At 67.2% G+C, this 23,652-nt stretch carries 19 protein-coding genes and 1 pseudogene; 3 read left to right on the top strand and 17 right to left on the bottom strand.

The annotated features are described in order from the left end of the window. Positions 1–2: 2 nt before the first annotated feature. The 5 genes from F8M74_RS16060 to F8M74_RS16040 form a co-directional block, all read right to left on the bottom strand. The gene (locus tag F8M74_RS16060; protein WP_141255341.1) at positions 3–1,337 is read right to left on the bottom strand and encodes a hypothetical protein; all 1,335 of its coding nucleotides are present in this window, start codon (positions 1,335–1,337) and stop codon (positions 3–5) included. Next, entirely contained in the window at positions 1,334–3,670 is a 2,337-nt protein-coding gene (locus F8M74_RS16055) for a hypothetical protein (RefSeq protein ID WP_171410484.1), read from the bottom strand. Before F8M74_RS16055 ends, F8M74_RS16060 begins: the two co-directional genes overlap by 4 nt. After that, positions 3,660–5,096, bottom strand: coding sequence for a hypothetical protein (locus F8M74_RS16050; RefSeq protein ID WP_141255342.1), 1,437 nt, complete (start codon positions 5,094–5,096; stop codon positions 3,660–3,662). Before F8M74_RS16050 ends, F8M74_RS16055 begins: the two co-directional genes overlap by 11 nt. A 637-nt stretch (positions 5,097–5,733) precedes the next feature. Next, positions 5,734–6,654 (bottom strand): DUF2381 family protein, encoded by a 921-nt coding sequence (locus tag F8M74_RS16045; RefSeq protein WP_141255343.1) that lies wholly within the window; start codon positions 6,652–6,654, stop codon positions 5,734–5,736. Between the two features lie 73 nt (positions 6,655–6,727). Further along, positions 6,728–8,686, bottom strand: coding sequence for a serine/threonine-protein kinase (locus F8M74_RS16040; protein ID WP_141255344.1), 1,959 nt, complete (start codon positions 8,684–8,686; stop codon positions 6,728–6,730). Positions 8,687–8,939: 253 nt separating this feature from the next. Here F8M74_RS16040 and F8M74_RS16035 point away from each other — a divergent pair, with 253 nt between their 5' ends. Both F8M74_RS16035 and F8M74_RS16030 read left to right on the top strand, forming a co-directional pair. Continuing rightward, the gene (locus F8M74_RS16035) at positions 8,940–9,257 is read left to right on the top strand and encodes a helix-turn-helix transcriptional regulator (RefSeq protein WP_228560062.1); all 318 of its coding nucleotides are present in this window, start codon (positions 8,940–8,942) and stop codon (positions 9,255–9,257) included. A gap of 51 nt (positions 9,258–9,308) precedes the next feature. Next, positions 9,309–9,656, top strand: coding sequence for a helix-turn-helix domain-containing protein (locus F8M74_RS16030; protein ID WP_141255346.1), 348 nt, complete (start codon positions 9,309–9,311; stop codon positions 9,654–9,656). A gap of 196 nt (positions 9,657–9,852) precedes the next feature. Here the strand turns inward: F8M74_RS16030 and F8M74_RS16025 are convergent, their stop codons facing one another. Together F8M74_RS16025 and F8M74_RS16020 are read right to left on the bottom strand one after the other, a co-directional pair. Beyond that, positions 9,853–10,236, bottom strand: a complete 384-nt coding sequence (locus F8M74_RS16025; RefSeq protein ID WP_141255347.1) for a hypothetical protein — start codon at positions 10,234–10,236, stop codon at positions 9,853–9,855. Between the two features lie 7 nt (positions 10,237–10,243). Next, a complete protein-coding gene (locus tag F8M74_RS16020; protein WP_141255348.1) occupies positions 10,244–11,413 on the bottom strand; it encodes a serine/threonine-protein kinase in 1,170 nt (389 codons plus the stop codon). Between the two features lie 254 nt (positions 11,414–11,667). On the opposite strand from F8M74_RS16020, the pseudogene F8M74_RS16015 reads away from it, so the two are divergent. Next, a pseudogene (locus F8M74_RS16015) lies at positions 11,668–12,044 on the top strand (DUSAM domain-containing protein); the annotation flags it as partial. Positions 12,045–12,083: 39 nt separating this feature from the next. Here F8M74_RS16015 and F8M74_RS16010 read toward each other — a convergent pair. The 10 genes from F8M74_RS16010 to F8M74_RS15965 form a co-directional block, all read right to left on the bottom strand. Continuing rightward, the gene (locus F8M74_RS16010; protein ID WP_141255349.1) at positions 12,084–12,641 is read right to left on the bottom strand and encodes a PspA; all 558 of its coding nucleotides are present in this window, start codon (positions 12,639–12,641) and stop codon (positions 12,084–12,086) included. Between the two features lie 116 nt (positions 12,642–12,757). Next, positions 12,758–13,183 carry a hypothetical protein gene (locus tag F8M74_RS16005; protein ID WP_141255350.1) on the bottom strand — a complete coding sequence of 142 codons (426 nt, stop codon included), beginning with the start codon at positions 13,181–13,183 and terminating at the stop codon, positions 12,758–12,760. Beyond that, the gene (locus F8M74_RS16000; protein WP_141255351.1) at positions 13,180–14,727 is read right to left on the bottom strand and encodes a recombinase family protein; all 1,548 of its coding nucleotides are present in this window, start codon (positions 14,725–14,727) and stop codon (positions 13,180–13,182) included. The genes F8M74_RS16005 and F8M74_RS16000 overlap by 4 nt, the downstream gene beginning before the upstream one ends. After that, on the bottom strand, positions 14,724–14,927 hold the full coding sequence (locus F8M74_RS15995; protein ID WP_141255352.1) for a hypothetical protein: 204 nt from the start codon (positions 14,925–14,927) through the stop codon (positions 14,724–14,726). The genes F8M74_RS16000 and F8M74_RS15995 overlap by 4 nt, the downstream gene beginning before the upstream one ends. Beyond that, positions 14,924–15,484 (bottom strand): DUF2924 domain-containing protein, encoded by a 561-nt coding sequence (locus F8M74_RS15990; protein ID WP_141255353.1) that lies wholly within the window; start codon positions 15,482–15,484, stop codon positions 14,924–14,926. The genes F8M74_RS15995 and F8M74_RS15990 overlap by 4 nt, the downstream gene beginning before the upstream one ends. A 380-nt stretch (positions 15,485–15,864) precedes the next feature. After that, complete coding sequence (locus tag F8M74_RS15985; protein ID WP_141255355.1) at positions 15,865–19,053, bottom strand: hypothetical protein; 3,189 nt, start codon at positions 19,051–19,053, stop codon at positions 15,865–15,867. Positions 19,054–19,076: 23 nt separating this feature from the next. Beyond that, entirely contained in the window at positions 19,077–20,594 is a 1,518-nt protein-coding gene (locus F8M74_RS15980; RefSeq protein ID WP_141255356.1) for a DEAD/DEAH box helicase, read from the bottom strand. An 87-nt stretch (positions 20,595–20,681) separates the two neighbouring features. Further along, positions 20,682–21,416 carry a hypothetical protein gene (locus F8M74_RS15975; protein WP_141255357.1) on the bottom strand — a complete coding sequence of 245 codons (735 nt, stop codon included), beginning with the start codon at positions 21,414–21,416 and terminating at the stop codon, positions 20,682–20,684. A 5-nt stretch (positions 21,417–21,421) separates the two neighbouring features. Beyond that, positions 21,422–21,700, bottom strand: a complete 279-nt coding sequence (locus F8M74_RS15970) for a hypothetical protein (protein WP_228560064.1) — start codon at positions 21,698–21,700, stop codon at positions 21,422–21,424. 259 nt (positions 21,701–21,959) lie between these two features. Further along, entirely contained in the window at positions 21,960–22,721 is a 762-nt protein-coding gene (locus F8M74_RS15965; protein ID WP_141255359.1) for a sigma-70 family RNA polymerase sigma factor, read from the bottom strand. Positions 22,722–23,652: the final 931 nt, after the last annotated feature.

Here is a 23,652-nt window from a genome sequence, read left to right as displayed (position 1 = left end):
CTTCAGGGCCGGTACCGCTCCACCTCATGGAAGAACTGCGTGAGCGAGTAGTCCAGCAGCGACTGGCAGGACTGCATGTACCGGCGGGCGCGGAGGAAGGGCAGCCATACGCGCTTGCCCACCCGAACCTGGGACTCTTCCATCTTCTGCCGCAGCACCCATGTCCCGCCCAACCGCCGTACCAGCACGTCCCCCAGGTAGGCTCCGAGCGCCGGTGCGGTGTGTCCATCGATGAGGTGCCGCTCGTACCGTTCGGGGAAGTCTTCCCTCCAGAAGAAGAGGTCGAGATCCGTGAGGGACTCGGCCGTCTCGTCCATGATGGAGGGCACCTTCGTGTGCAGCGCTGCCACAAGACTTTCGGACAGGTCTCCGTAGGATTCGAGGACGCGCTCCGGATTCGCCACGTCCGATGGAAGGGCGACCGGCAGCCACTCATCCGGCACAGGAGGCTGGAAGGCGTTGAACTCGGCGATCTTGCGTTGCCGCTCGCTGATGGCGAACTCGTCCGTCAGCCGCGAGAGGAACGGCGCCACGTCGGGGTGGAAGCGCGACTCGACGGGTACGAGTGCGGCGCTCCTCTCCCGCAGCGTGCGCAACACCGTGTCGAAGTCGAGGTCCGGCCGCAGGTGAACGTGCGCGCGGGCCTGGGCCACACGCGCCTCATCGCTCGCGAATTCGGCGGGAGTTGGCCACAGCACCAGGAGGACAGAGCCATTGGGCAGTTCCTCCACGAGGTGCACAGGAGTCGAGAGCATCCGCTCGCGACCTACATTTTCCACGAGCTTGGGGCCGAAGACGTTCAGCCAGAACAACTCATAGATTCTGTCGAACCCATCCCGTTTCCATGTCGCGTCGTCACGACCGAAGGAAGGAGCCCCCGAAAGTTGCCGGTCGGCCACACCATGCGCTGCAGCATGTTCCGCCGGATATCGGGATGCCCAAGCCCGAGCCATTGCCACCAGGCCGCGGCAGGCGTCCACATCTTCAAAGAAAGAAAGCGGCTGCACATCAAGACTGGCGCGCAAGGTGGACTGACCTTGTGCAAGCGTGAGATTGAGCACCAGCGACACTGCCGGGCTCTCTGAACGGTACAGTCCGATGATCGATCCATACTCATCGCGACGTTCCTCTATCGCACGCCACACGGCCTCTCTTGAATACCTACGCTTCCGGGTCGACTTGACGAGCGTCGGCATCCATCTGTCCGCATACCTCTCAAGAGCATCAACCAGAGGCGTCAATGCAGGTTCCACTCCCTCGGTCGAGTCGAATGCGCCCTTGAAGGAGAAGGTCAGGCTATCTGCCTTGTTCAAGTCGTTCAGCGTCAGCAGTTTCATTGAAACAGCACCTCCACGCCCTTGATTCTCTCCTGTGCCGCATCGACCGCATTGACCAGCATTTCCCGATCTTTAGGCAGAAGCTTTTCGCCCTCGTAGACAAGGCGCACCCGCTTCACAGTCGCTTGCTGTCGCATACCGTCCCGAAGAATTTTTAGCGACCCACCGTAGTACCTCGTCGCATTGCTCGCATCCGTATTCACCTGCACTTCCAAGTCCTCCTTTTTCAGGATGCTGAGGTTCCGGCTCTTGAAGCTGAACGTCTCCACCCGGGGCGACTGGCCCGCTGGAGGGCGCTCCTCGATGACAAGGACGTCGGCATACCGGAAGTCCACCTTCGACACGCCCACGTGCGTCTCGATGCGCGGCTGCTCGAAGTCGCCGAGCCAGCGCCGCTGTGAGCGGGGCAGCGCAGCGTCCGCCTCCAGGATGGCGACCATGGTCCTCTCGAAGGCCATGCCCCGAGCATAGTAGGCGCGCATCCCTTCGTAGCCCTCCCACTTCAGGGGGCCCTTGACGGCGTCGCCGTCCTGAATCTCCTTCAGCCTCCTCTTGCGGTAGGCGACGTACTCCTGCCAGAGCGGCGCCCCCTTCTCGACTCCCGGCGGCGGCGCCTCCAGCTTCGGGGCCATCTGCTTCAGCAGCTTCGCGTCCTTCGGGAGACGGGGCCCCTGGGACTCCAGTTCCGCCAGGAACAGCTTCGCCTTCGCGGCCTCAGCAGCGCCTACCTTGGCGTCCTGGGCGAAGAGGTCCAGGTTGTCGAACTGCTGCCTTTTCGCCGATGACCGGGCGGGCTCGCGATTCGCCCCTTCCCTCGTCGTTGCAGCTTTGGAGGACTCGCGGCTGGCCGCCTGCGACTCCGCGGCGGACACCTCGGCGTTCTGCTCGAAGAGGTCCAGGTTGACGGGCCGCTTCCCCGCAGAGCCCCTCGTGGCCACGGCCTGGGCGGCCTCGCGGCTCGCCGTCTCCATCAGCACGGCCTGCGCCTTCGCGGGGTTTCCGCGGGCCTCGTACAGCGCCAGCAGTCCCGCCTCCCCCCACTCAGCGGCCAGCAGGGCCCCCTCGCGGCTCGCCTGGAGGTAGCGCAACAAATCGCGCGCGGCGTTGATGCCGACCTGCTCCTCCAGGCGCGCCAGCAGCGCCTTCATACCGGCCACGTCGAGCGCCGGCATCTGGAGTCGCCTCAGCCCTCCGCGTGACTCCACCAGGGCCCGCGCACCCTTCCCCCCGGCGTACACCGCTACCGCCAGCGCGGCCGGCGCAAGCTCGCGCGTGGCCTGCTCGTACTTGCCTTGCGCCAGCGAATACGCCCCGTGCCCCGTCCCCACCGCCAGGTGGTAGAAGCCCACCGGCACACCGAAGGTGAGGGAGTCAAAGGCTCCCGCCGAGACACTTCCCGGCGAGTAGTGCCTCTCCAGCAGGGCCTTCTCCACCTCTTCGATGGCAAATTGGTAGGGCGACGGCATGTGCTGACGCCTCGCCATGAGTTCCGTGTACCGGGCCTCACCACTCACCAGGCTGCTGGAGAGCATGTCCCGACCCGCTCGCCCCAGCCCGCGCAGCACGTCGCGAGCTCTCTCTCCCCGCTCCGGGAAGCCTTCCAGCTTCAGGCCCCGCCGCTTCAACTCCTCGCGGACAGAGGCCATGGCGCCCAGTGTGTCTTCCAACTGTTTGTCGCGGGCCAGCCGCTGCACTACCTCGCGCAGTTCGTCGTCGAAGGATGCGTGGAAGACGAAGAGGGTGAACACCTCGGCGTACGGCACGCCGTACCTCTCCACGGACGCGACGATGAAGTCCGCGCGCTTGCGACTGAGGACTTCCGAGGCGTGCTCGTCCAGAGGCCCCAAGGCGCCCAGGCGGACCGCGTCCCAGGGAGAGAGGGACTGCACCAGCGCGGCCATGTCCACCCCACGCTGCATGGCAACGAACTCCGCAGGCGAGGTACACGCCAGGAAGGGCGCCAGCACTTCGCGGCTTTGAGTCAGGCGGGGCCAGCCCGAGGGCAAAGCCTTGCCGCCACAAGCGAAGGCCCCGCCCCCGCCGTTCGAGCCGCGCGCGCCCTCCTCGTTGAGGGCCCTGCCGATGACTCCACGTCGAAAGCCCATCGGCCCTGGCTCTGGCGTCCCATCCGCGGAGTCCGACGCATCCCCCTGGTACACACCCGTCGCCGCGCTCCTCGCCGCCTGGGAGGGCACGGAGAGGGGACTGAAGGCCAGGATGGCCCCACGGCCCGCCGGCCCCGGCCTCGCCGGCAACGAGGCGCACCCGGAGGCCAGGAGGGCCACCAGCAGCGCCGCGCCAAACCCGCCGCACCAAGGCCGCTCAGCGCGCATTGTCCACCCCCAGTCCCACGGAGGCGAAGGCGCCTGGCCGCAGCGACCCTTCCGCCGTCGGGAACAGCAGCGTGCCCCCCTGCCCCACCGCGTACAGCTTCCCGCCCAGGAAGCGCCACCGCGCGTCACCCGAGGCGAGGTAGCGCGCTCCTGGCTGGCCCGCGCCCACCGCCAGGCCGCCCACGCCCACCGAGAGGTTGCGGTGGAAGAGCTGCGTCTCCAGCCGGCCGTCCACGTCCACCCGGCCCCAGTTGAACACCTCGGCGCCCATCGACAGTCGGAAGTGGCGCTGCCCCAGCACGCCCAGACTCTCCGCGTCCCAGCTCACAATCAGCTCGCCGTGGGCCGAGTACCCATCCGGAAACGGCGCGTCCGCCTGCGGCAGGGCAGTCGGGCCCGCCACCTGGAAGCGCGCCAGCTCGTAGTCCGGGCCGAAGGCGCCCTGACGGAAGCCTCCACGCTGAAGGCGGCCCTCCAGGCGCGCGCGCATGTCCACCGTCGAGGACATGTACTCCGCACCCAGTCCCGCCACCGCGCCCCACGCGCCGCCCTCTCCGGGACGCCCGCCCCAGCCCGCGTTCGCCTGCAGCTCGAAGCCCCCTTGCCCTTTGCGACGGCTCACGAGGATGGCCGTCCCGTCGAGGTGGGCCAGCGTCATCGGCTCCGACACCCCTCCCGCCTTGCCCCAGTCGTGCACCGCCGACAGCGACAGGGCGTATTTCATGGGGTACGGCTGGCGGCCCATGAGGATGTGCTGCACGTCCAGGACGACTTCCGCCCCCATCAGCCGCGCGCCCAGCACGTCCGAGGCGAAGGCCTCGACGTAGAGGGGCCTCAGCATCCCCGTCACCACCGCACCGGCTGGGTTGTAGTTGGGGTTGCCCCGGTTGTTGTAGCGGCGCACCAGGTGCCCGGACAGCAGCGTGTACGACTCCAGGGCGCCCACCCACACGAAGTTCGGCGCGTCGCCTCCCACCATCAGGTTCTGCACCACCTGGCCCCAGTCGGAGAGCTCGTCCCAGTCCTCTTTGCGCACCAGACTGCCCCCCGCCTCCCCGCCCCACATGCGCAGGCGCACCGGAGCGCCCAGTTCGACTTGGAGAAAGCCCGGCTTGACGAACTCCAGCCGCGGATGCACCTGCAGGAAGCCTTCGTCCCTTCCGGCCCCTCTCCGAGGCAGCAGTGCCCACGTCGTGGTCTCCAGGCTCAGCCGGTTCGCCCAGCCAGAGCCCAAGCCGGACGTGGCCGGCGCCTCCTCGACCAGGGCATTACCCTCGTCCATGGAAGGCTCGAGCAGCGCATCCCCATCTGCCTCGACAGGGTCGACTTCCTCTTCGGCCACGTAGTCATCAGGATAGACAATCTCCTCCGCCCACCCCGCTCCGGGAACCACCAGCAGCAACACGACGACCCAGCGCATGAACATCGACGTCTCCTGTGAAGGCCCCGAAGGAGGGGCAATGGACAGAGGCCTCCCGTTCAGTCCGGCAGGGCGCCGGACTGCGGGGTGAATGCATTGCATTGCGGGAGCCGTCGGCAGGCCGACTGGGCCAAGCAATAGGCAGACGTGTCACGTCTCGGCGCCAGGAAGCCCGGCCCGACCCGACAGCGGACAGACGCGTCACGTCTCGGCGCCCGGAAGCCCGGCGCCGACCATGACTCCAAACGCGAATAGGGATGACTGAGGAAGGGCTCCTCAGCGCCCGTCAGGCATGCGGCCCAACGAAGCGCAGACGGCATCTCGGCGCACGATGACCGTCCACACGTGCCTCACATGACAAGTGCGGGAGGTCCTCTGCGCAGCGCGAGAGCCCAACGCCTACTTCGATGCGGAGTTAGGAAGGTGGATCAAGCGCGTCGCCCTCCGGGCGCTCTCCGCAGCCACCAAGGAAGCGCGCAGCCGCGCGCATGCACTCCAGCACAGTGGGGAACACATCGCCCTCCAGGGCACGCCAGAATGGACTAGACCAATAGGTATAGTCCATTGGACCCCAGATTGGTATTCGGCACAAGCCCCCGATGCCGGAAACCCACGAAAGGGTTTGGAGGTAGTGCTCGCAGGGCTAAGGAAAGGTGACGTTGCCCAACGTGACGGTGCGGCGCCCGTCCGCATCCCAGAGCTTCAGCGTGAAGGGTCCTCGAGGAGACTCGGATGCTGCCTCAGCCTCTACCACTACGCGCTGGGTATCCGCTCCCGGTGCGATGGGGCCCGACTGCCATACTTGAAGCACCTTCAGCTCCTCGTTGGCCTTGCCCCTGAGCATCGCCCCCACTGCTGTCCATGGTTGGGCGTCCCCGCCTGACTTGAGGGTGACCTCAACAGCTACCCTGCGGGCTGCGCGATATGCATAGACATACTGCTTGGCTGCGGCCCCTCCTGGGGCCTGGGTCACCCCCTCGGCCAGGTCGCGGAAGTCAACGCCTCGCTTGCTAAGGACTGCTGTCGAGATGAGTCCCGTCAGCCCATCAGGAGCACTTCGCTCCGCGCGCAGACGCTCATTCTCCTCTTTGCACTTCTCAGCTTCGATGCGTGCCTGACGGACTTCCTCCTGGTACGTCTCGACGCTCCTTTTGCGTCGATAGACTTCGACCTGCGCCTCCGACCGTGCGGGGTGCGCGACCAAGACAAACGTCGCACTTGCCGGGGCCGCGCCATCCTGAAAGCGCACCGTTAACTTGAGCCGCTCTCCCGCCGAGATTTTCTCTGACGGAATCAGGCGCAAGGTAGTGAGCCCAGCGTCCACCATCACGAAGCGCTCGCGTCCCTCGAGCGTCAGCCCCTCTCGACTCACCTCCGAATCAAAGAGGAACACCGTCGAAAGCCCTGGGCTCACCGCCACTTCAACTGCTGGCTCAGCATCATCCGAGACCAGCTCGATTCGGCGAAGGCTCAGCCCCACGGTGGATGCGGGCGACTGCGCTAGGGCCGTCCCCTCTCCTGCGAGAAGGAGGAAAAGCAGCACGGCCGACACGGAATGATGCACTCGACGTTTCTCCTGGACCAAGCCAGCGGCGGCACCGCTGGCGACTCACGAGCGCCTGCCCAACAGCGACACCTCACTCAAACTCACTCACTGCCTTGACGGAAACGGCAGAGAACACGCGAGCTTTTCCGGACTCCCCTCCTCCGTCCTTTATCGCCAGCCCGCGGTTGCCTGAGCTGTCCAGCACCTCCAAGCACACGGGAAAGCTCTCTCCGCGAAATCGCGCTCGAGTCAGTCGGACATAGACGCGGTCGGCAATAACGAGCCGCCCAGACAAGGTGGCCTTGTCCGAGCCAAGGATGATCTGCGCAGTGCCTTCCCTCACCGTTACGGGCTTTTCTTCTCCCCTGACGAAGCTCGCCCCCGCATCGTCCCCAATCTCCATGCCGAGCTTCTTCATGCCCTTGGTGGCGCCTGCCGGGCACGGTTCAGGGTCCGGAGCCGGGCGCACCTGGGGACCAGAGCAGGCCAGCGCGCCGCAGAGGGCCGTCGCCGCCAGGGCAGTGCGGACGCTCCTCGCGGCCTTCTTCGCAGGCACTGGCTGGGAGGAAGCGGTGTCGTTCTGGGGGGTCGTCACGGTTGCAGTCACCTCGGGAAGCGTCGCAGGGGGCGCGACGGCCGCAGGTGTTGCCTCCGGCCCGATGGGAGCTGCGGCCGGGGCAGCTTGAGGTTTCTTGGCATATGTCGCTACTTCTTGGCCGGGGCCGGCCTGCGGCTGCGGCGAAGCCGTCCGCTGTGAGAGGTACGCCCCAGACGCGAGGGCCATGGCCAGCAGCCCAGCGCCCAGCAGCCGCCCTTTCCTGATGCGAGCGAAGAGGGAGCGCCGTCTCACTTCGACGACGGGGCCCACGAGCGCCGCTTGCGCGGCTTCCGCCTCCATTGCAGCTTCCGCTCCCACCCCCGCCTCATGCGCCAAGCCCAGCACCTGCGTCTCCACGGGCCACGTGGCCGCAGGCGCCAGCGGGGCCTCGGGCGGCAATGCCGCGGGCCTGCCTTCGCCTGGGACTTCCGGCAGCTCCGGCCCCGGCGCCTTGCCACGACGCATCTGACGCAGGGGCCGCTTCGCCCACCGAGCGAACCCATTCACCTTGCCCTCATTCTCCGTGGTGGCCGAGTTAGGGCCATACGTGTCGAACAAGGGGGTGTCCCACGCCTCGCCTTCTGCCCCGGGCAGCAGCTCCTCCAGGGCCGCACAGACAGCGCTCGCGGTGGGACGTGCAGCAGGCTCCTTTTCCAACAACCGCATGCACAGCTGACTCAGCCGCTCCGGGACGAAGCGGTTGACGAGGTGAGGGGGCACAGGCGACTTGCCCATGACGCCCTCGACGTACTCCGCGTCCGTCCCCGCGTCGAAGGGCAGCCTCGCCGTGAGGAGGCGGTAGAGGACAGTGCCCAGGGCCCACATGTCGTCCGAGGGGACGGACACGTAGCGGGCGCCCGACTGCTGGCCCAGGTGCTTCCTCATGAAGGCCCAGGCCTCGGGGGGCCGGTACTCCATCGTCCCGGGCGGCAGCATGGACTGGGTGACGCCGGGGGCGCCCTTGTAGTCCCCAATCCCGTAGTCCACCAGCACCGCCAGGCCGTCCGCGTCACGCACCATGACGTTGGCGTCCTTCACGTCCCGGTGCACCACTCCCGCCTCGTGCGAGGCCTCCAGCGCCCGCGCCATGTCGAGCGTCACCTTCGCAATTCGCCGGGCACAGGGGTTCTCATCCTTCACCCACGCGCTCAGCTTCCGGCCCTCCACGTACTCCATTGCGATGAGGGCGAAGTCGCGCTCCTCGGCATGCCAGTAGGTGAAGCCGCGAATGCCCACCACGTTCGGGTGCGTCAAGCGCAAGAGGATGGAGACTTCCTTCTCCACCCGCCCCTCCACGCGCTGCCGCTCCACGAGCTTCAGCGCGCAGGGCTGCCCGCCGTTCGTCGCGAGGTACACGGTGCCGAAGCCACCTCGGTCCAACTGCCTCACCACCGTGTAGCCCATCACCGAGTCCCCAGGGGACAGCACGGCTGGGGGGCCGTTGTCCCTCATGGCGACTTCCTCGAGACTCTGTAGGACAGCAGGACTGCGGCCACGCGCATGCGACTCCCTCCCCGGCGCCGGCCCACGCTACCAGAAGCCCAGGGAAATCGCGCGAAGTCTTATCCCCCCCAGCCACCAGCCGCAGAGGGTTTCAAGCCTATCTCAAGGTAAATCAAACTATACTATCAGGTACAGTTGATTGGGAATGTACATCCACCCTGACGCCCGTGGCTTCGCCCTTCCGAAGGAGCCCTCCCGTCCCTTGCCCAGCATCGTCGGCGGCACCCTCCGCGCAGCCCGCCTTCGCGCTGGCCTGAAGCAGACAGAGGTGGCCCAGCTCATCGACATCTCCCCTATCGTCTACAGCCGAATCGAGCGCGGCCGAATGCTTCCCAGCGTCCAGACGCTGTACCGTCTGTGCTCCGCGCTCCGCACCACTCCCAACGAGTTACTTGACTACCCCGCCTCACTGCCACCGGACGTCGTCACCGCCGCCAAGGAGGCCCTGCTCCGCCGTGTGCGCCAGTTGGACGCGCACCAGGCGCTCGCCCTCATCCAACTCCTGCCGGACGTGCGCTGATGGATGATACTCCCTTGACAACTAGCAATTCAGGTATACTCCCTTGTACCTATGAACGAACAGCTTGCAGCGCACCTGGGCTCCATCGCCCGCCTTGCTCGGGAGCAGATGAGTCTGACGCAGGTCCAAGTCGCGGAGCGCGTGGGGCTGGCCTCTGCCGTCTACAGCCGGATTGAGCGCGGGCACATGATTCCCAGCGTCGAGACGCTGAAGAAGTTGTGCATCGAGTTGATGGTTAGTCCCGAAGACATGATGGGGCTCACCGAGTCCCCCAACAGCGGGAGTCCAACTCGTCCGGACGACGACGTCACCTTGCGCCGGCTTATCTTCCTCGCGCGGAAGCTCGATGCGGCGAAGCTGGACGCCCTCGTCCGCATCACCACCGAGCTGGCCCGCTGAAGCTGCGCCCCGTGGGCGCCCGCCCTTGCAGCGCCAAGGCTGCTTGCGGCCGGCGCTCCGGCGTCTCCGAGCAGGGAGCAGGCCTGGCGGGCAGAGCCCCATACCTCGGGGCTCTGCACCGGAGCACGCGCGCCCCCAACCGAGCGGACCCCGGCGATGACGGAGCGACTCCCCGTCCGAAGGAGGAGGCACCCCGCTACGCCGCGCCGCGCTCCCGCAACTCCGCATCCACCTCAGCGAGTAACTTCTCCAGGCGCGTCTTCTGCAACTGAAGGCGGGAAACGTCGTCCAGCCCCGCCTCTGGGTCGCTGCGGCGCTCCTTCGGTGGGTCGGCTTCCAAATCCTCACGCACCTCCACGATGAGGACATCGCCCGCGCGGATGTTCGCGTCACACCACGTCAGGTGCTCGCGGTACTCCCTACCTTCAGAGCCGCCCACGTGGAGTGTGAATTCAGGGATGGCGCTGGTCTCGTCGTCAGGGCGGCGCACCCACGACAGGATGGTGTGGAGGACTCCGAAGTCCGGCAGCCCCGCGGTGGTGAGGTGCTCGCCATTGCGAAGGACGCGAAAGCAGAGCATCGGCGGCCTACTCCTTCTTCGGGAGACCCAACTCGTGCTTCTCCAGCCCATCCGGGTAGATGCCAGCCTCGCCGAACTCCACCTGGTCGCGCAGTACCCCGCCCTCGGACACGACACGGGCGGCCTCCTTGGCGGCTTCCGCTCGCCCATAGGGCTCGAGGAGCTCGGCGTGGGCGACACCACGCAGCGCATCCCTCATGTCCGCCGCCGTCGCGAAGCGCTCCTCGGGGTTGCGGCGCAGCGCGGTGTGCAACACCGCCTTGATGTCCTGGCTGAGGTGGCCCACCGCCTTCTCGACGACGTCCGGGTTGAACGCCTCCATGAGGGCCTGCATCTGCTGCAGCGGCAACGAGGGCTGCGACTCCGCGACAAACCGGCTCTCTTTCGCCACCACTGGGACGTCGCGCACCTCGAAGAGGTGTTTGCTCGTCAAGACTTCCACGAGCAACACCCCCAGACTGAAGACGTCGGAGCACGGCGTCAGCCCTTCCTTGCGCAGGTACTCCGGAGAGGCGTAGGCCACGTCCCCTCGCAGCAGATTCTCGGGCGACTCCTCCCGCCCCACCAGCAGCGAGAATGCCGAGCCGAAGTCCAGCACCTTCACCTCTCCATGGAGACCCAAGGCGATGTGCCGGGGACTCACGTCACGGTGGACGATGCCCAGGGGCACACCCTTCTCTGACGTCAGCGTGTGCGCGTAGTGCAGCGCGTCCGCCACCTCCGCCCCCACGTACAAACCAAAGCCCTCGGAGAGGGGCTGCCCTCGCACCAACGCCGCACACACCAGCGTCTCCAGCGAGGGCCCACCCACGTACTCCATGATGGCGTAGGGGGCGTCCTCCTCCTCATCCACCTGCATATGGAAGACTTGCGCAATGTTGGGGTGATTGAGGCGAAAGGCCAGCTGCACCTCTTCAATCATCCGCTTACGCATCATGTACGTGGATGGGCTGGCAATTCGGCGAACGAGGGAGAGGCCAGCCAAGACTCCATCCGCCACTCGCCGCTCCACCTTCAGGAGCTTCTCGCCATTCGACCGCACCTCGACCTCCCGCACCGCCTCGTAACGCACGCCCTCCACTTCGAAGAGGAAGCGCGGCGCGCTGGGGCTAGGCGGGGTGGAGAGTCTGGACGGAAACTCCTCCGTCGACACTTCATCTTCCGAACGCTTCGTCATGGCTGTGAATCCTCCTGAAAGCAGGGGCGCGGCCCCACGGACACCGAGATTCGCCGCCGCGGCAAATCTCCCGGGGCAACAAGGTCTAGTTGACTCGACCGTCGAATTAACATGACCTTTGGGAGTCTGTGAAGCCCTCTACCACTCGTAGCGAACAGGCCACCCCAAGCGCGCCTATCCCTATCCAGGGTGAAAGAGACCCAGCCTCGGCCTCACGCGCTGGGCTGGGCAGCCCCGCAAAGGAAACATGCATCGTGAGTAAAACCATTAACGGGGGGCAATTCGCACATTGGCGCGTCGTGTCCTCACCGAAGGAGAGCGCCTGGCCCTCACGCGGAAGGAGAAGGCGCTGCTGAAGCGCACGGCCGCCGAGGTGGGCATCAGCGCCAGCGAAGCCAAGAGCGCGCTCGCTACGGAAGAGGTGGCGCTGGGCCTGTTGCAAGAGGAGTCTCAGCGCATCCGCGAGGGCACTCGCCGGCTCATGGACGCGCTGCACCGGATGTACCAGCACAAGGACAAGGGGGACTTCGTCAGCGCCCGCCAGGAGATGCGGGACGTGCTCGAGGTGGAAGTCGTGCCCCACTACCGCGCCATCGCCCAGGGGCAGCTCGACGCCATGGCCGACGAGCCGCAGGAGCGCCCTCCGAAGAGGGCGCTTCGCGGCCCAGACTCAGGCTGGCGTCACCTTGTCGAAGGGACGCACCACCTGCTTGCCGTCGGAGACGCGCTCCACCGTCACCGTCTTCGCCTTCTCGTCGACGGCCTTCACCTTCGCATTGAAGGCGCCCCGCCCTTGCTTGTAGCGCACCTCCTGTCCCACCGCGAAGGAGACGGGTGCCTCGGGACTGGGACTGGCGCTGGGGGCTGCGGCCGTCGCAGTGCGTCCCGCTGCGCGCGGGCGCCCGCGGCTCTTCTGGGGCGCGGGGCCGGCCCGCGTGGGCTTCGGCGCAGCCTCCGGCCTCACATACTTCCGCACGGGCACCGAGGGCGTGCGCTTCGGCGTGGACGCTGGCGCGGGCGCGGGTATGCGCTTCGACGCGGGAGGCGGCACGGGGGCCCGCTTCGGCGCGGACGCCGCATGAGCCGAGCCGGACTCAATCCCCAGGAACTGAGCAATCTTCCCCAGCAGCTCCAGCTGCCGCTCCTGTAGCTCCAGTTGCCGGCCCATCGTCTTCTCCACCGCCTCCGCCACCGCAGCCTGGATGATGCCCTTCATGTCGTTCTGCATGTGCTCTCGCTCACTTTCCTCGCGGGGCTTACAGCCCGCGCACTCTCAACGCGTACAGCAATTCAGCCTCTTCCACTCACGCTACACCAAGGATTTCGAGTATTCCGGCTCCAGCTTCAAAATGAAGCCTTCACCTCGCGCCAACGCGAGCGCTGCACCTCCCACGTCCCCGCGTGTGCAACAGCCCGGAGGACTCGCTCGCTGAGGGGCTCCTTCCCTTCGACGGCTTCGAGAAACAGCACCTCCTCCTGGATGTCCGGCGCCAGCAGCAGCAAGTCCAGCAGGTGCGTCACACGCGCTCGAGTAAAGCCCAGTTGACCTGCGACGTCCGCTGCGCTCGCCACGAGGCCCCGCCCAATGGCGGACTCCAGATGGTGCGCCAGGGCCAGCATTCGCGCGACGTGTGCTGGCCGGCGCGCCACCTCTCGCGGCGGGGGTGGCGCCCCCCCTCGGAGGCGCACCACCTTCGCGCGACGCACGCGGTGGAAATGCGCACTGACGAGGCCGGCCTCCGCCGGCTGAGACTCCGGACTCGCGCTCACGCCGCCACCTCCTCGCGCCCAGTCGCTGCGGCCTCACCAGCGTGGGCCATATGCACGTCGACCTGGCCCGTCGCCTCGTTCACCACCACCCGGCCAACGAGGGCCCGCAGCAGGCGCCCCCGATTCGTAGAGGTGAGGGCGTCCCACACCGCGTCGAAGTTCGCCAGAGCCTGGGCCACCCACTCCGCCTCCACCTTCTCCCCCTCAATGGCGTCCAGGGCGCGCTCCACCTCCGCCAGCCGCTTCCGCATACCGGCGACCTCCTCTTCCGCGGCCGTCAGCTTCTCCTCAACGAGGCGCCGGGCTGGGCCCTCCAGCTTCGAGAGGGAGTCCACCCACTTCGCGGACGCCGCAGCGCGCTTGGCCACGTCTCTCGGAAGCTGCGCGCGCTCCGCGCGCAGAGCCTGGTGCTTCTCCTCCAACCGCGCCGTGAGGCGGGCATGCACCTGGGCGGCGAAGCCGTCACCTACCGAAACCTCCCGCAGCTGCGCGACGACGAAGTCCTCCAGGGCGCCTGCCGGCAGGGGAGCGGCCCGGCACCCCTCCTTCCCTTGCTTGTCCCGGGTGACGCAGCGGTAGTAGCGGTACTCGCGCTCGCCCTTGCGCGTGCTGCCGGGCGTCATCGCCTCGCCGCACAGGCCGCAGCGCAACAGCCCTCGCAGCACGTAGTCGGGGTTGCGCCCGTGATACTGGAGGCCAGGGCCCTCCAGCATGTCCTGCACCCGGTGGAAGGTGGCCCTGTCTACAATCGCCGGGTGCTCGCCTGGGTGCGTCTCCTCCCCATAGGGAACGAAGCCCGCGTACAGGGGACTCCTCAAGAGGCGCAGCACATCCTGCGTCGTCCACCTCCGGGCCGCGCGTGTCGCCCCGTTCTGCGCCTCGTACCGCTTCGTCGTGCGCCCCTTCTCGTTGAGGAGGCGCGCCACCGCCGAGGCCTGCTGGTGTTGGAGGTACAGCTCGAAGGCCTCCCGCACCACCACCGCCTCGTACTCATTCACCACGAGGCGCTTGTCCTTCACCTCGTAGCCCAGCGGCGCGCGGCCTCCCGTCCACTTCCCCTTGCGTCGCGCAGCAGCCACCTTGTCCCGCGTCCGCTCGGAAATCATCTCCCGCTCGAACTCGGCGAAGGACATCAGCATGTTCAACGTCAGCCGGCCCATGGCATCCGCCGTGCTGAAGTTCTGCGTCACCGAGACGAAGGAGGCGCCTGCCGCGTTGAGGCGCTCCATGACTTTCGCGAAGTCGAGGAGGCTGCGGGAGAGGCGGTCCACCTTGTACACCACCACCACGTCTACCCGGCCCGCGTCCACGTCCTGCAGCAGCCGCTGGAAAGCGGGCCGCTCCATGTTGGCGCCGGTGAAGCCACCATCGTCGTAAGACTCGTCCACCAACACCCAGCCGGGCTGGCGCTGCACGTAGGCGACACAGGACTCGCGCTGGGCGTCAAGGCTGTTGAATTCCATCTCCAGGCCCGCTGCCGTGGACTTGCGCGTATAGACGGCGCAGCGCTTCTCCTCGGTAAGCGGTGCTTTGCTCTTCCTCATGGCTCCTCCGTCCCCGCTGTCGTTGTCGGCTGCACCGGCTCGGCGCTCGAGGCATCCTTCTGCCCGGCGAGCTGCTCCGCGACGGCCACAAGCCGCTCCAGGTTGTTGTTGAGGCGCGTCAGCTGGCGGACGAGCTGCGGCATCGTCGTCTCGTAGAAGCGCTGGCCCATGTACGTCTGGAAGAAGGCGGGGCCGCTCACGGTGTCACCGCGTTGGTGCTGCCGGCCTTGAGGCCGAAGAAGGAGAAGCCATTCCAGGCCGTGCCCGTAATCAGCTTGGCCACGCTGGAGAGGCTGCGGTGAAGCTGTCCCTCGTATTCGATTCCGCCCTCGCGCACCGTCACCCGATGCTGCGTGCCCTTGAACACGCGCGTCAGCACCGTGCCCAGCGGAGGAAGGCGTGCGTCGCGCCCGTCCGCAGCGGCTGCGCGTCCGGCCCCAACGGCAGGCGAAGGCGGCGGCGCGCAGGGCTTCGTCTCCTCCACCTGCCGCATCCGCCAGCGCTCGGGCAGCTTGTCTCCCAACTCCGAGATGCGTGCGACGGCGCGCGCGGAGAGGCCCCCTTCGGCCAGCTCCTGAATTCGGAAGGCCAGGCGCTTCTTCAGGTAGTCCCGGTTCCGGCTGCGCGTGGGCTCGCCGTACACCTCCAGATACTTCTCCGCCAAATCCGGCACTGACATGCTGGCCAACGCAGCCAGTTGCTGCGGAACGTCCGCCAACTGCTTGCGCGCGGCGCGCGCAGTCTCCTTCTTCGCCATGGTGGTGTCTCCTTCGTCCGGGGCAGCACGCCCTCGGGCGAAAGCCATGGACGCTCTGTCCCCAGAAGAAGACAAGTCGAGAGTCTGCGGCTCAGCCATGCGCGCTCTCCTCCGCGCCCCACGTTGGCGTCTGTCGTTGCGACTGCGCATGTCGACGCAGCCACAACTCCCACAGGACCTCGGCCAGCACGTCGACGGCATCCTCGCGGCGTTGCCGCCGGAGGCTCGGCCGCTCAGCCACCGTGGCGTCATCCTCAACCTGCTTTGACATTCTCGGGTCCATCACCATGACAAGAGCCACCTGCAGGCATTTGGGGACACGCCCACGCGTCTCCACGCCCCACGGCTGCCAGCCGTAGGGCACTCACCGCTCGGGCCGGCTATCCGTTGACGTCATCCGCCGTGTAGTCGCCGTTGCGCGCGCGCCAGTCGTGGGAGTGCGGGAAGTCCTCTGCCGAGACGAGGCGCGTGCGCGACAAGTCCATCACCACGGCGCGGCGGCGGTTCATTCTCCCGTCGAAGCAGACGCGCTCGTTCAGGGCGACGACGTAGCCCCCCTCGCGGAGATTCTCGTGCATCAGGCGCCGCAGCGCCTTCGTGTCCACGATTTCGCCCTCGTAGTCGATGCGCTTGCAGTGGGCGCGGAAGGCGTCGTAGGCGCTCTCCAGGTGCAGGCAGAAGCGCTCGCCCTCGAAGGCGTAATGCACCCGGTGCCGCAGCTCCCCCTGAACGGCCATGACGCCCAGCATCTCCAGGAAGACGTCGAGGGCATTCTTCACCCCGGCTTCCGTCTCAAGGATGTCCGCCAGCACGGCGTTGACTGCTTCGCGGGCCCCCAAGTCCACGGGCAGCTCGTAGCCGCACTCTTGGGCGAATGTCTCGAAGAGGTGCAGCCCCAGCAGCATGGCCACCACGTTGTCGACGACGCGCGGTGGCACTTCACGTCCCTCAAGGAAGTCGTCCGCCACGGTGCGGGCCACGCGGTAGTCCGCGTCGAAGTTTCGCCCCAGGCAGAATTGAATGTAGCGAGGCGCGAAGAGGGCCAGGTTGGCGGCCTTCAACTTGCGGAAGGCCGCCCGGCAGTCACGCCGCTTCAGCGTCGCCTTCTCGGGGTTGACGGTGAGAAGGCGCTCGAGGAGAGCGGCCTCCGTGGGGCGTGTCTCGCCGGCCACGCACAGCGGCGCTTGCAAGCGGTAGCTCACCACCGACAAGTCCGAGCGGCCACGCTCCTCTGTCTCCCCGCGGTAGAGGCGCCGCATGTAGCGGTGCAGCATCTGAAGGCGGTGCAGCGGCATGTCGTAGGGCTTGTACTCGTCGGCCACCACGGGCACGGAGCGCGTGGCGGACAGCAGCTTCACCAAGGCGAACTCCGTTTCCGTCACGCTGTAAGCGTCCGAGGCCGGCACGCCGAAGAGGGGCCAGAAGACGTCGGTGCACATGCTCGACTTGCCGCTACCTTGAGTCCCGTGGATGAAGAGGAGCGGGAAGGAGCCCACCTTCTCCATCAGGCGCGGCTTCATGGGCGTGGCGAAGAACCAGCCCAGCATGGGCAGCACCACCTGGGGCGTGTTGATTTTCAGGAGGCACTCGAAAACCGTTCTCGCCACCTCGTGAAAGGTGTCGTCGTCCGTGGCCTCGTAGCGAATGCGCGATTCCAGCGAGGTGCCATTCGGCAGGTACGCCACGGGGGAGTCTGAGAGGAAGCCTCCCACCCCAATGGTGCACTCAGGCGCCACCCAGACGTGGTGCGCTCCCCGCTTGAAGTCCCCAAGCATCGTGGTGCCTGGCAGCCGCGGCGCCGGCCGGCGAGCCACCACGCGCAAGAGGCCCTGCACGTTGTTGTCGCTGCCCGTCCACTGCGTGTGGACGGAGGGCAGGTGGTGCAGCAACTCCTTGCGCGAGCTGAAGGCCCGTCGCGGCAAGCGCGCCCCGTCCAGGTGGGTGCCCTTGTCCGTGCGGATGTCCCCGAGGAACACCTCCCCCTCCTCGGTTTCGACGACGGCCCTGGGCGTGAAGGTGAAGGAGGAAATGGCCTTCGCCTCACCCCGCTGCGTCACCGTGTAGTAGCAGTAGGCGTCCTCGTACACCTCGCCGTCGATGGTGTCGTCGCCGCTGCTGCCCTTCCCGCCTCCCTTGGAGTCCGCGCCCTCCGCACCCTCTCCCGCTGCTGAAGTGCGCACGGCACGGGCCATGGACAGCCGCAGCTTCTGCGCGGGCAAGCCCGTGCGCACCTCCAGCAGGCCCAGGTACTTCTCCTGTGCGGACGGAGGCCGGTGGGCGATGGCCTCCAGAATCGGCTTGAGGCGGTACTCGACGTCCTGGGCCGGTACCGTGGCGAGCGCCTCCACGGCCTTCTCCACGTCGAAGACGACGTCGTAGAGCTCGCAGCGCACGTCCGGCTCGCGGTTGACGCGGCAGTAGCCCATGCCCTGGAGGGAGTGGCAGGGCGGCGCCACGGCGCCATCCTCGCGGGCGGTGGCCACCACCTTCTCGTAGGCCTTGCGGATGTAGCCGACGCCGTCCCGGCCCTTCAGCTTCCCCAGGCCCCGCCTGTCGTACTCGAGGACGAGTTCGGTGATTTCGTCGAGGCCCAGCCCCTTGTGCGCGAAGAAGCGCACCATGTTGAAGATGGCGACGCTCCGGTCCTCCGCACCCTCCTGCCACAAGCGCAGCACCGGGCCGCACATCTCCACCGGCTGCGCCCAGTCGTACTCGCCCGTCGCCGTCCGGCGGGCCTTCACCGTCCCCAGCGGTGCCGAGGCGGAGGGTGCCAACGGCAACGTCACCTGGGCCGGACGCGCCAGGTTCGCCACGGGCTGCTGCACCGGCGCGCGCAGCAGGCGCTCCAGGAGAACTGCGTCTTCCATGCGCTCGAAGCCGGCGAGCGCCCGAGCTGCTCGGTGAGGCCGCTCCGCTGTCCCCACCCCTTTCCGGCTGACGGTGCCCACCACCTTGATGATGCGGGCCACGTCGTGGATGGAGTCCACGTGCACGCATTCGGAGGCGAATCGGGCACGCACCTCGGCTTCGAAGGCCTTCAGGCCCGCCTGCACCCGCTCGTGGCTCTCGCCCTCCAGGGACTGCGGCGGCAGGGCGAACCAGAGCTGCGCCCCGTTGCCGCTCATCATCAGCCGCGGCCGAACGAGGCCCTGCTCTTCGCACCAAGCCGCAGCGGCCTCAGCCACCTGGAGCGTCAGCGAGAGCTCGTGCTCGGTGCTGGCCGTGTCCTTGGGGCGCACCGGGTCCAGGTCCACCACCGTGGCCGTCACCACCTCGATGTCCTTGCTTCCCGCCCCAGTCCGCAACGGGCGCAGGACGTTGGGGGCCAACTCCAGCAGGCGCCGGGGGCGCGGCTGAATGCCCACGTACACGTTGCCGGCAGCATTGGCCTCGACGCATGCCGCGACGAAGGACTCCTCGTCGTTGAAGTAGCCAATGCCCACAATTCCTCCGCCACCCGGGCGGATGACGCGGACTTCGCTCACACCATGCGGCGCGTGTGCCAGCCACCGCCAGATGGAACGAATGGATTCGGGATTGGGAGTGGTTTCAGTAGGTGTCGTCGTCATGGGTGTGCACTCCTTGCTTCAGTTCAATGAGGGACAGCCGCGGGCGCTGCTCCTACCCCCAGCACTGCGGCGTACTGCTGGCGGCGCTTCACGTGGTGGCGCCGCAAGAGCGGCACCTTCCTGTCGAGGAAGTCGATGAGGACAGCGCTCTTCTTCTCCGGATGGGGACGCATCAGGCGTCCGAGGCGCTGGACGGTGCGTCCCTTGGCGCAGCCGGGGTACGCCACGAAGACGCGCGAGAGGCGCGGCAAGTCCAGCCCCTCATCCGCCAGGCTGGTGGCCACGAGGACGCGGACGCGTCCATCACGAGCCTTGTCCAGGAGGGCCTTGCGCTCCTCGCGCGGCACCGCGCTCGTCAGCGCGGCGGCGGGAATGCCCGTGGCCGACAGCCGCTGCGCTAGCAGTTCGCAATGGTCCACCCGCCCCGTGAGGACGAGGCACAGGTGGCCTGCCCATGCTTCGCGGGCCACGGCGCCAAGGACGAGGTCATTGCGAGCCTTGTCCTCCACCAGCGCCCCCAGCATGGGCGCGTAGTCCGCCGAGCCGACGTAGGGGTACTCGAAGGCCGTCTCCACGGCGCGCACCTCGGGCACCACCAGCACGCCGCGCGCAACGAGGTCCTCGTGCTTCACCACGGCCAAGGGGGCGCCCAGGTAGAGGCGCAAGAGGGGAGTCAGCCCGTCCTCCCGCGCGGGCGTCGCCGTCAGGCCCAGCCGGTAGCGCGCCGGGCAACGGTCCACGATTCGGTGGAAGGCGCTGGCGGCGATGTGGTGGGCCTCGTCCAGGACGATCAGGCCGAAACGGTGGAGGAAGGCGTCGAGCTTCGCGTCCTCCCATCGGGTGAGGGACTGGACGACGGCCACGGTGACGGGCTGCACATCTTCCTCGCCCGCGCCCACGAGGCCTGCCTCCAGGCCCAGGCGCTCACGCACGTGCTCTCGCCACTGCTCCGCCAGGTCCAAGGTGTGGACGAGGATGAGCGTCGGCGTGCGGAGCCGAGAGATTGCGCCGACGGCTAGGACGCTCTTCCCCGCCCCGCATGGCAGCACTGCCGTCCCCTGGGTGGCCTTCGCCAGCCGCTCCACAGCCTCGGCCTGGTAGTCGCGCAAGGACACCGCCGGCAGCTTCGCCAAGCGCTTGGGCGGCAGCACTCGCGCGTCCTCGAAGGACAGCGTCAGGCCCGCCTCGTCGGCGGCCCGGCGCAGCAGGTGAATGGCCCCGCGCGGCAGCACCAGCTCGCGCCCCTCCTGGCGGAAGAAGTACAGCGTCTGGGGCTCTGCCCCCGGGCGCTTGCGTAGCCGCACCAGCTTCCAGTACGCGGGGTTGGGCAGGGAGAGCGCGCGGCAGAGGCCCTCCAGCACCTTGGGCGGCACGTCGCCCACCGCGAGCCGCAGCCCGGCATCCACACGCACGCGCAGCGTCCGCTTGCCCGTGCTCGTGTTGCGCGTAGGCGCAGACGGCGCGGCCCCCACGCTGGAGTCATGGGTGCGAGAGACAACACGTCCCCCGTCCCCGCGCATTTCGGAGAAGTCTTCCACCATTCTTGTCTTCCTCAGAGAAGCGCGTCGGGGGCACGCAACAGGCCCCCTTCGCGCACAGCTACGGCAACCAACTTCAGTGGGGCGTGCTTACGGCCCGAAGGGGTCCACGTCCGCGACACTCTCCGCGGAGTATTCGGCGACGAGGGAGTCGACGAAGGCGCGCGCCAGCTCGCCCTTCGACGCCGGGATGTCCCGGATGCGCTGGACGGCGAACTTCTGGAGGAAGCGGTCCACGGCCTCTCGCGGCAGCGCCTTCAGCGCGGTGGCCATGGCCTGCGCGAGCTTCACGTCGACAGGCTCGCTCGCCTTCGCGCTGGAAGCGCCCGTTGGCGACGCGCCGCTCACCGCGCCAGCCGCCTCCGCCGCGTACAGCTTCGGCAGGTCATGCTGGTGCAACGACTGAAAGGCCGACATCTCCTCTGGAGTGAGTTGCCGGTCCGGGAGAATGCTGTACGTCGTCTTCGGGTCCTTCGGCGCCCCGCGCCGCTTCACCTCGAAGGCCCACTTCTCCAGCCCGTACTTTGCCCGGAGCTCCATCAGCGTGTTGAAGAAGGTGACGGCCTGCTCCACCACCTTCACCTCGCGGCTGTCGTAGAGGGCCACGTTGAGGGACACCCGCAGCGAGGGCTTGTGCCCCTGGGCCTTCAGCTTCTCGTCGAAGGGGACGAACTTGTTGTCGACGAAAACCACCTCGCGCGGGTGCGGCTCCCCGAGGAAGACGACGACGGCGGTGTCCCCGTCATTCGCGAGCTTCAGCCAGGCACCGCCCTGCTGCTCATTCTGCTTGGCCATTGCGGCCGTCTGTTCCCACATGTTGGCCATGTGCTTCACTCCTCCTTCTGGCAGTGCGTGGTGGTGGGGTGCTCGCGCCGGTACACGGAGAACAACTCAGTGCCATCCTCCGCGCAGCCCGCAGGCTCGACGTTGAAGTCCGCTTCGGCGTCCACCACATGCTGAATCTCCCAGCGGCGGTAGAGGCCCGGCAGGCGGACATAGTCATTGTCCTCGGGCGCTGCGTACTCACTGCAGTGGCATACGCCCCTGTCGGCCGCAGCAGTCCCTGCCTCGTCGCCAGCGACTCGGAGGTAATGGGAAATGAGGCGCACATGCGTCTCCTCACGCTCAAATGGTCTTCGCGTGGCTGTCTTCACTCCAGCCCTCCAAGCCCTCTCGGCAATAGGAATGCGGCGCTGTCCACGGGAGGTGGACAGGCTGCGTAAATGCACTTCCGGAATGGGGCCCGAGAATGGCCCCGTCATTCAGTCAAAGGCAGGCTGTAACGAATCGGGGACATCAGCCGCCTGACATTGCAGGCCACCGCGCCGTCTCCCGCTCTGCTGAGCCTTCAATCCCGTCCAGGTTGTTTCAAATCTCACCACTACTAAAAGCACTTTCGCGAAGCGATTTGGGACAACGAAATTTTCCGGGCATTTTTTTCTTCATTTTTCGCAGACGCCCCAGGGCCCGCTGGACGCGCTTGCGCACTGCCGCAGGCGCAAGCCCCAAGCTCGTCCCCACCTCGACATAGCCCTCCTCATAGAGAAGGACGGACACCAGCAACTCCGTGTCTTCTCCAACAAGTGGGCGGAGCCATGCGCGCAGCTCCTCCACCTCCGACTCGAAGGAGAGGACGAGTGACACGGAAGGTGTCGGTAGGTCCAGTTGGGGCTCCCCGCTCCCCGACGCTGCCAGCACGCCATGGAGTTCAGCCCCTCGCTCCTTGCTCAATGCCTTCAGGACGTCGCGCTCCGTGCCCAGCACGAGTGTCGCGGCTACCCGCTGGACGCTGGACAGGTTGACGCGCGTCACCAGCCCCAGGAAGGACGCGGCAGTCGCGGAAACCACTTCCGCGGGCGAGACACGTAAGCGCCTGAGACAGCGGCGGTACACGCCGTCCAGCCCGGGCCATACTCCCAGCCACAACAGCGCCGTGAAGAAGCCAGACTCCGCCCGCATCTGCACCAGCGTGACGAGGCCGGCAAGCACCGCGTCCTTGACGTGGGAGTCCCCCTCGCGCGCGGTGAGAAATGCAACAAGTGCCTCCGGCTGCTCGAAGTCCGTGAGCGCCGCCCAGTTGCGGCGCAGCAGGCGGTAGGCGCGCTGCGCCTCGGCCGTCCGAATGGACACGCCGAGTTCCTCGTGAAGTCTGTTCCAGCATCTACGCACAGGCGCACGTCGTCCCGGCCCAGCGCTCGGCAGGGGCCAGCGGAATGGGGAAGCGTGGCGAGTCCCACAGGAGAAGCGACGTCAGCGTCCAGCAGCTCCCGTATTCGTGGGAGCGCCAGGACGCTGTGGGGACTCAATCGGGATTCGGCCAGACGCGGCACAGGCCCAAGTCAGCGGCCAGTGGCTCCGCGACAGCAACGAGCGAGCCCTATTGAGACTATCGGAGCGACTGCTTGGGCAACAGGAGCAGGACAGGCCAGCCCCCACAGGTCGCGCCGAAGCCGGGCGACGACTTGGACACCCAACACCACCGACAGCACCAGGCCGGCCGCAGTTGTTCCACACATCTCGCTGAATCCGGAATTCGCGGCACCTTCTCCACAACCCTCAATACCACCGCGCTGATACATGCCCGCACACTACGGACGAGATGTCGAAACCTGAGCGCGACAAGCCCGACAACACGGACAAACGCAGTACCGGCGTCGCCATACCGGGGGCATTCACACGTCCCTTCCACGGGATGCAGACCACGCGCACCATGCAGCCTTCGAGCATTGGCATACACGGCCAAACGCGAATTCAGTGCTATGCCGACGCACCCAGATTCTCGGGCGAAGGCGCCGTCACGTGAAAAAATCTGCTGTCTCAGCGTCGGGGACATGCGAGCGCCGCTCTGCGACTTTCATGCCGAGACGACACCGCCCGGGGCACCCTCTACACGGGAGGGAGAAGCTCCAACGGCTCCATCCGCCATCCACGCAGGCAGAGACGCGCCGTCCATGAATCAGGACGCGCACTCCGTGAAACACAATCCCCTCACAGCTCAATCATATCCACCGCCCAGGGGCTGCGGCCCTTCCGTTGGCCCTCCCCAGGTGGATAACGGCCC

The organism is Myxococcus sp. CA023, assembly GCF_010998615.1.
Taxonomy (GTDB): Bacteria; Myxococcota; Myxococcia; order Myxococcales; family Myxococcaceae; genus Myxococcus.
Note: the sequence above shows the minus strand (reverse complement) of the source record. Positions and strands in the feature narration are given on the sequence as shown.